A 6691-nucleotide genomic window follows, 5' to 3' on the forward strand; every position below is an offset into this window, starting at 1 on the left:
CCCTCGGCCTTCCTGTCCTCCTCGGCGCTTCCAGCACCATCAACTCTCGCCTGCCCGTCGGTGCTGCGCTCAGTCGAGATATCGGCGACAGTGATGAGGTAGTTGACGAAATCACTCGCAGCGTAAAGCGCTCGACGCATCCGCGTGGCCATCCCGCACTGCCCGTGAACCTCTGGCTGCACTGAGGCCATACCCATAGACCGCGCACGGCCCGCTCCAGTCGCGACCGTCCGCTCATGCGGCGAATCCGTCGCACACCCCATCTGATGATCCGAATGGAAGAAATGAGGAACGATGACCACCTTCGCCACCGACACCACCACCGGCGAACCGGACGCCGATCTCACCGACACCGCGATCGACATCGGCGAGAACGTACGCGTCGACGCCCCTCCCGAGGCGGCGCAGCGCGAGCGGCCCGCCCACGGTCAGGTGGCCGGTGAATTGCTGTGGCTGGATCCAGCCAAACTCGAGTCCGCCCGCAACCGGCCGCTCAAGCCGATCGACCCCGAGGTCGCGGCTTCCATTCGCGAGCACGGCAATTTCATCCCGCTGGTAGTAGTCCGAACCGAGGGCGACGGATTCGCGGTGTGGGATGGCTGGCATCGAGTCGTGCTGCTGCGCGATACCTCGCATATGGCCAAGTGCGCGGTCTACCCGCTGGATACCAGTGCCGAGCAGCTCGATATCGAAGCTGAGCGGATCGCGTTGCAGTTCAACAGCGGCGCCCACCGCTACACCCAAAGTGAGATCGACCGGGCCGACGCCGTGGCCCAGATGCTCGAACTGGGCTTCAACCTCACCGAGACGCGCCGAAAGCTGGTGGGGATCACCAGTGAAGAGGTTCGCTCGGTCAAGAAGGTGACCCGCTCGCAGACGGCGACGCAGGCACTCCATGACAGTGACCTGAATCTGGTGCAGGCCGCCGCGGCGGCTGAGCACTTCGGCGATGATCCCGACGCGATCGACGAACTGATCGCCGCGGCCGCCGACGGCCAGTTCGAGCACGTGCTCGCGCAGATGCTCGAGGAACGCGCCGACATCGAAGCCGAGGAACGCCTCGCCGCCGCCTACAGCGACGCCGTCACCAGCTTCACCACTGCCGGGTTCATGGTGCTCGAACAGCCATTGCCCGACGGCATGGTCCTGCTCGAGAACCTGATCGACGCCGACGGCAACACCCCGACCCCCGACAGCGTGCCCATCGAGCACCTCGGCGTGGTGCTGGTCCAGCAGGCGATCGTCGAGGACACTCAGGAGCGGATCCCGGTCGATCTGATCGACGAACGCACCGAGCAATTCCCCGACGACGACCCCGACCCGGGCAAATTCCACATCTCCGAGGTCACCGTGCTCGCCGAGTTCGAGCCCGCCTACTACTGCACCGACCTCGAAGCGGCCGGTCTGCACCGCACCGACTTCGACGACGCGCAGCCGGAAACCGATGAGCACGACGTCGCAGTCATCGCCGAAGACCCCGACCAGCGCGAGGCGCGCCTGGCGCGGGAGCGCGCTGAGGCCGAGCGGCTGCAGCGGCTGGCCGACGAGGCCGCCGCCAAGCGCGCCCAGGCGACGATCCTCAACCGGTATGCCCGCGCAGCCACCAAGGTACGCCGCGAGTTCCTGGTGACGAACCTGTTCAACGGGCAGAAGACCATCCCCGCCGGCAGCTGGGAACTGATCGGTCGAGTGCTGCAGCATCCGCACACACTCACCGCCTTCCACGCTTCCGACAAGGCCCGCGAGCTCGGGGCCAAGGTGCCCAACAGCCCGTCCAGTTCCGGGATGAAAGCCCGCGACAACCATGGTGCGCTGCGCACCCTGCTGCGCGTGGTCGCGGCGATGGAGGCATCCCTGCAACCCACCAATGACCACCCCGATTACTGGCGGCGGGTGAACTCACTGATGGGCGACTACATGGGGTTCCTGACTTCCTCCCTCGGCTACTTGATGGCACCGGTCGAGCGTGTCCTGACCGGAGAGCTCACCATCGCGCAGGTCCTCGGCGGAATCACCACACCCTCCGCCACCGCCACCGCCGGGGAAGACCAGGATCCTGCGGACGAACAATTCGGTGAGGACGCCGATCCCGACGAATCCGACACTTCGCATCCCGCCGATGATTCCGCCGACATCGAGGAGGCCACCGAAACCGACGACGATCTCGCGGTGCCCGATCACGCCCTGCCCGACGCCGCTTGACACGCGCAGGGGGCAGGAACCCCTACCGGGGTCCCTGCCCCTCCCGGCACCCGCCATCGTGGCCGCGCAGCCGGGGCCGGTCTTCCATCTGGGTAGTCACCGACCCGGCTGGCTGTGGCGTGTGAAGGTGCCGTTGTTCGTCTCCGACCGTCAACTGCGCCGTTACCGCCGCCTGCGACCGGCCACCACGGAGACATGGGCGCTCGACAGCGGCGCGTTCAGCGAATTGCAGCTGCACGGCGGCTGGGCCCACGGTCCCACCCCCGCCGAGTACGTCTCGCGTGCACGCCGCTACTCTCGCCAAATCGGGCGCTTGGCGTGGATAGCCCAGCAGGACTGGCCGTGTGAGCCGATAGTCCGCTTCGGTGGGGTCGGCCAAGGAGGGCTCCGGTTCGCCGGAACAGGCGCTTCCGTACTCGAGCACCAGCAACGCACAGTGGCCAACCTGCTCGAACTTCGCTGTCTGGCACCGGAATTGCCGATCGCTCCGGTCCTGCAAGGCTGGACTCCCACCGACTATCGGCGCGCCGTGGCGATGTTCCACGATGCCGGCATCGACTTGGCCGCCGAGCCGATCGTCGGTGTCGGGTCGGTATGCCGCCGCCAAGGCAGCGCGCAGGCCGCCGATATCATCGCAGCAGTCTGCCAGGCGGTCCCCGGAATCCGGCTGCACGGATTCGGCGTCAAAATCGCCGGACTGCTGCGTTTCGGTCATCTACTTACCTCGGCGGACTCGATGAGCTGGTCTTATGCAGCCCGTTACGCACCACCACTGCCACAGTGCACACACAGCCATTGCACCAACTGCCGTGTTAACCGCACTACTGCGCCGGGGGGCGGCTCTCGCTCGCGACGCCTGCTGTCGAACTCGCCACCGAGAACGCCCGCCCTCGCGTAGCCGTCCCGCGAAAGTCACGGTTGTCGAACGGCCGGGCCCGGCACCCGGGCTATCAACACCCGCCATTCGGATTGGCCCGAGCCACGAAGCAGCTCGGCTCGAGCCCACCCGGCATTGCGGTCTCCCCGGAAGGATCGCAGGTTGACAGCGGCTTCGGTGTCACTTGGGGTAGTCGGGCAGTCGGAGTCGTTTGAGTGCCAGCGCGTTGACCGCGACGATGATGCTGGAGCCGGACATCGACATCGCGGCGATTTCCGGGCGCAGGGTGAGCCCGATGATGGGTTCGAACGCTCCTGCCGCGATGGGCAGGGCGATGGTGTTGTAGCCGACGGCCCAGGCCAGGTTCTGGTGCATTTTGCGCAGGGTGCCGCGTCCGATGCGCAGCGCGGTGGGCACGTCCAGCGGATCGGATCGCATCAGCACCAGGTCCGCGGTTTCGATGGCCACGTCGGTACCGGCGCCGATCGCGATGCCCAGATCGGCCTGTGCCAATGCGGGGGCGTCGTTGACGCCGTCGCCGACCATGGCGACCTTACGGCCGCCGGCCTGAAGTTCTGTGATCCGGGCGGCCTTGTCGCCGGGTAGCACTTCCGCGATCACGGTGTCGATGCCCAGCCCAGCGGCGATGCGGTCGGCGGTGGCTTGGTTGTCGCCGGTGAGCATAACCACCTCGAGACCGAGGTCGTGCAGTTCCCGCACCGCGGCGGCCGAGGTTTCCCGCGGTGCGTCGGCGATGGCGATCACCGCGGCCGCCTTGTCGTCGACGGCGGCCAGCACGGCGGTGTGCCCGCTGCCGGCCAGCCGGTCCCGGGCCGCGGCCAGTTCGCCCAGTTCGATATTCTCCCGTTCGAACAATCGCCGGTTGCCGACCACGACCCGACGCTCATCCACCACGCCGATCGCCCCGTGACCGGGTACGTTCTCGAACCGCTCCGCGACCGCGACGCCGGCGCCGTGTGCTTCGGCGTAGCGGACGATCGCTTCGGCCAGGGGGTGTTCGGACTCGCGTTCGACCGCCGCGAGCAGAGCGAGCAACTCGGTGTCGGCGCCGGTGTTGTCGTCGGTGACGATGTCGGTGACCTCCGGCTCGCCCTTGGTGAGGGTGCCGGTCTTGTCCATAACCACTATCTGCACCCGGGCCGAGGACTCCAGGGCCATCGCGTTCTTGAACAGCACACCGCGTTTCGCGCCGAGCCCGGTGCCGACCATGATCGCGGTCGGTGTCGCCAGACCCAGCGCGTCGGGGCAGGTGATCACGACCACGGTGATCGCGAACAGCATCGCTTTCGCGAAGCTCGCACCCGCCAGCAACCACACCGCCAGGGTGAGCCCGCCGCCGACAAGGGCGACCAGCACCAGCCAGAACGCGGCCCGGTCGGCCAGCTTCTGCCCGGGTGCCTTCGAGTTCTGGGCCTGTTGAACCAGATTCACGATCTGCGCCAGTGCTGTGTCGGCACCGACCTTGGTGGCGTGCACCCGCAGGGTGCCGTTGGCGTTGATGGTGGCACCGATCACCGGCGAGCCGAATTGCTTGTGCACCGGCAGGCTCTCGCCGGTGACCATCGACTCGTCGACCTCGCTGTCACCGTCGGTGACCACGCCGTCGACGGCGATCTTCGCGCCGGGCCGCACTAACAGCACATCCCCGACCACGACCTCTGCGGTGGGGATCTCGACCTCTCGCCCGTCGCGGATCACCACCGCCTTCGGCGGCGCGAGATCCAGCAGGGTGCGGATGGCGTCGTTGGCGCCGCCGCGGGCCCGCATCTCGAACCAGTGCCCCAGCAGCACGAACGTGGCCAGCATGGTCGACGCTTCGTAGAACACCTCACCGCCGCCGGTCAGCGTGATCGCCAGCGAATACAGCCAGCCCGTGCCGATACCGACAGCGACGAGCACCATCATGTCCAGTGTGCGCGCCCGCAACGCCTGCACGGCGCCGGTGAAGAAGATCGTCGAGGAATAGAAGATCACCGGCAGGCTCAGCACCAGTGCCCAGATGTCTTGCCGCACCCCCAACGGGGTCGGCAGATGCAGCCCGAACATGTCGGTGGCCATCGGCGACCATGCCATCACCAGCAGCGAGAACACCGCCGCCACCACGAACCGGTTGCGCATCTCGGTGGCCATCGCTGCCATCGACATCCCCGCATGACCGGCGTGTCCCATTGCGGCGTGGTCGTGTGCGATCTGCGCGTGCTGGTGCGCACCGTCACGGTCGATGCCCTCGGGCTTTGCCGCAACATGATCGATGCGGGTGCGTCCGGCATGGTCACCCGTTGTGGCCGCGACAGTCGGTGGATCCGGTTCGGTCATGGGATCGCAGATATGCGCGGGCACCGACTGACCGGCGCAATGGAACCCGCAATCGCGGACCCAGTCCCGCAGCTCGGCCACCGAGGTGCGGGACGCGTCGAAGACCACGGTGGCGGTCTGCGCGACCGGATTCGCCGCCACCGACACCACCCCGGGCCGCCGCCCGAGCACCGATGTCACGGTGTTCTGCTGACTCGCCCACCACAGCCCACGCACGTCGAGAACCGCGGTACTTCGCCCGGCTTCGTCGACCATCCCACCACTCCTGTCTTGCGGCACTCGAACACACCCACTATATACCCCACGGGGGTATATGACGCCAGGGGCTGAGGTCACCTGCTTCAGGGGAAACCGCCCACCGTCTGCGGCCGGGAAGACCCGTGTGCTGTGGTGAGCACTCATGCGGTGGTGTCGATGTCACGCCGGGCGAAGGCGAGGATCCCGACGCCTGCTGTGGCAGCTCCAAGGGTGGTGAGGACCACGGCTGTGGTCCAGTTGACCGGTTCGGCGGGGGCTCGGGTGAGGTGGTGCAGGATGGACAGGTCCAGCAGCCAGGGGCTGAGTCCTAGGCTGGCGCCGATGACCTCAAGCAGGAACGACCAGGCGACCACGCCGTAGGAGACGGTGGTGGTGAGGCGGGGCGCGATCGCGTGGGTGAGTGTTCCGATGCCGAGGACGAGGATGCCGACGGGGATCAGATTGATACCGGCGGCCAGCAGGGTGGAAACCGACTGTGCTCCGCCTGTGAGGAGTGTTCCGGCCCAGGTGGTGAGTCCGGCGATGATGCCGAGTGCGGTGAGGGTGAGGGCCGATGCGGCGACGCGCCCGGCCAGCCAGCTGCGCCGGTCGACCGGTCGGGCGAGCAGGTGGTCGAGGTAGCCGTCGGCTTCCTGTTCACGGGTGGCGGCGGCGTGCCCGGCGGCGGCCATGGCGACCAGCAGAGCCATGATCAGGAAACAGATGCCGAGGAAGATTGCTCCGCCCCTGGCGCCGATGAGGGCGACGAACAGGCCGCCGGTTTGGTTGGCCCAGATATCGGCGGAGCCCCGGGCGATCAGACCGACCAGGAAACCACCGAGCGCCAACCCGCCGGCCCAGCCGAGGGCGCTCACGCTCTCGAGGCGCACCGCCAGCCCGAGCGGGCCGGTCAGCAAGCGGACATGAGCAGGTGCGGTGTCATGGGCGGGCAGCAGCCCTGCGCCGAGGTCTCGGCGTCCGGCGAGCCATACGGTGGCGGTCAGCAGTGCCGCGGTGGTGGCGGCGACAGCGAGGAGC

At 67.6% G+C, this 6691-nt stretch carries 3 protein-coding genes and 1 pseudogene; 2 read left to right on the forward strand and 2 right to left on the reverse strand.

The genetic code is table 11. The annotated features are described in order from the left end of the window. The first annotated feature begins 294 nt into the window (after positions 1–294). Together ACFV2O_RS31685 and ACFV2O_RS31690 are read left to right on the forward strand one after the other, a co-directional pair. On the forward strand, positions 295–2202 hold the full coding sequence (locus tag ACFV2O_RS31685; RefSeq protein WP_379255214.1) for a hypothetical protein: 1908 nt from the start codon (positions 295–297) through the stop codon (positions 2200–2202). 121 nt (positions 2203–2323) lie between these two features. Beyond that, positions 2324–3100 carry a hypothetical protein gene (locus ACFV2O_RS31690; RefSeq protein WP_379255216.1) on the forward strand — a complete coding sequence of 259 codons (777 nt, stop codon included), beginning with the start codon at positions 2324–2326 and terminating at the stop codon, positions 3098–3100. A gap of 159 nt (positions 3101–3259) precedes the next feature. On the opposite strand, the gene ACFV2O_RS31695 is transcribed toward ACFV2O_RS31690, so the two are convergent. Both ACFV2O_RS31695 and ACFV2O_RS31700 read right to left on the reverse strand, forming a co-directional pair. Beyond that, positions 3260–5671: a heavy metal translocating P-type ATPase gene (locus ACFV2O_RS31695; protein ID WP_379255219.1), complete on the reverse strand. Its 2412-nt coding sequence runs from the start codon at positions 5669–5671 to the stop codon at positions 3260–3262. Between the two features lie 143 nt (positions 5672–5814). Further along, a pseudogene (locus ACFV2O_RS31700) lies at positions 5815–6691 on the reverse strand (hypothetical protein); the annotation flags it as partial.

The sequence above is a fragment of the Nocardia sp. NPDC059691 genome (assembly GCF_042733915.1).
Classification (GTDB): domain Bacteria; phylum Actinomycetota; class Actinomycetes; order Mycobacteriales; family Mycobacteriaceae; genus Nocardia; species Nocardia sichangensis.